Origin of the sequence: Paraburkholderia dilworthii, from assembly GCF_000472525.1 — a bacterium.
Classification (GTDB): Bacteria; Pseudomonadota; Gammaproteobacteria; order Burkholderiales; family Burkholderiaceae; genus Paraburkholderia; species Paraburkholderia dilworthii.
In genome coordinates this window covers 1-2,114 of the sequence record NZ_AWZT01000126.1, presented here as the reverse complement: position 1 = coordinate 2,114, position 2,114 = coordinate 1, and the positions used below count along the sequence as shown (strand labels likewise).

The window sequence follows — 2,114 nt, the reverse complement described above, 5'->3', positions numbered from 1 at the left end:
CGAACGCGGTGAACTGAAACATCTAAGTAACCGCAGGAAAAGAAATCAACCGAGATTCCCAGAGTAGTGGCGAGCGAAATGGGACCAGCCTGTACTCTTTATTTGTAGTGTTAGCCGAACGCTCTGGAAAGTGCGGCCATAGCAGGTGATAGCCCTGTAGGCGAAAACATTATGAAAGAACTGGGTGTACGAGAAGTAGGGCGGGACACGTGAAATCCTGTCTGAAGATGGGGGGACCATCCTCCAAGGCTAAATACTCGTGATCGACCGATAGTGAACCAGTACCGTGAGGGAAAGGCGAAAAGAACCCCGGGAGGGGAGTGAAACAGATCCTGAAACCGCATGCATACAAACAGTCGGAGCCTTCGCAAGGGGGTGACGGCGTACCTTTTGTATAATGGGTCAGCGACTTACATTCAGTGGCAAGCTTAACCGATTAGGGCAGGCGTAGCGAAAGCGAGTCCGAACAGGGCGTTCAGTCGCTGGGTGTAGACCCGAAACCAGGTGATCTATCCATGGCCAGGATGAAGGTGCGGTAACACGTACTGGAGGTCCGAACCCACTAACGTTGAAAAGTTAGGGGATGAGCTGTGGATAGGGGTGAAAGGCTAAACAAACCTGGAAATAGCTGGTTCTCTCCGAAAACTATTTAGGTAGTGCCTCGTGTATCACCTTCGGGGGTAGAGCACTGTCATGGTTGTGGGGTCCATTGCGGATTACTACGCCATAGCAAACTCCGAATACCGAAGAGTGCAATCACGGGAGACAGACATCGGGTGCTAACGTCCGGTGTCAAGAGGGAAACAACCCAGACCGCCAGCTAAGGTCCCCAAATATGGCTAAGTGGGAAACGAAGTGGGAAGGCTAAAACAGTCAGGAGGTTGGCTTAGAAGCAGCCATCCTTTAAAGAAAGCGTAATAGCTCACTGATCGAGTCGTCCTGCGCGGAAGATGTAACGGGGCTAAGCCATATACCGAAGCTGCGGATGCACATTTATGTGCATGGTAGGAGAGCGTTCCGTAAGCCTGCGAAGGTGCACTGGAAAGTGTGCTGGAGGTATCGGAAGTGCGAATGCTGACATGAGTAGCGATAAAGGGGGTGAAAGGCCCCCTCGCCGTAAGCCCAAGGTTTCCTACGCAACGTTCATCGGCGTAGGGTGAGTCGGCCCCTAAGGCGAGGCAGAAATGCGTAGCTGATGGGAAGCAGGTTAATATTCCTGCACCATTGTTGAATGCGATGGGGGGACGGATCGCGGAAGGTTGTCCGGGTGTTGGAAGTCCCGGTCCTTGCATTGGAGAAGGCGCTTTGGCAAATCCGGGCGCGTAATTCAAGGGTGCGAGGCCAGTCACTTCGGTGACGAAGCAATCGGAAGTGGTTCCAGGAAAAGCCTCTAAGCTTCAGTTCAACAAGACCGTACCGCAAACCGACACAGGTGGGCGAGATGAGTATTCTAAGGCGCTTGAGAGAACTCGGGAGAAGGAACTCGGCAAATTGGTACCGTAACTTCGGGATAAGGTACGCCCCTGTAGCTTGATGCGCCTGCGCGCAAAGGGTGAAGGGGTTGCAATAAACTGGTGGCTGCGACTGTTTAATAAAAACACAGCACTCTGCAAACACGAAAGTGGACGTATAGGGTGTGACGCCTGCCCGGTGCCGGAAGATTAAATGATGGGGTGCAAGCTCCTGATTGAAGTCCCGGTAAACGGCGGCCGTAACTATAACGGTCCTAAGGTAGCGAAATTCCTTGTCGGGTAAGTTCCGACCTGCACGAATGGCGTAACGATGGCCACACTGTCTCCTCCCGAGACTCAGCGAAGTTGAAGTGTTTGTGATGATGCAATCTCCCCGCGGCTAGACGGAAAGACCCCATGAACCTTTACTGTAGCTTTGCATTGGACTTTGAACCGGTCTGTGTAGGATAGGTGGGAGGCTGTGAAGCGTGGACGCCAGTCTGCGTGGAGCCATCCTTGAAATACCACCCTGATCTGTTTGAGGTTCTAACCTTGGTCCGTAATCCGGATCGGGGACAGTGCATGGTAGGCAGTTTGACTGGGGCGGTCTCCTCCCAAAGTGTAACGGAGGAGTACGAAGGTACGCTAGGTACGGTCGGAAAT

Annotated in this window: 1 rRNA gene; it reads left to right on the top strand. The window is 52.8% G+C overall.

Features of this window, described 5'->3' with window-relative positions:
• A 23S ribosomal RNA gene (locus F759_RS0135460) occupies positions 1–2,114 on the top strand; the annotation flags it as partial.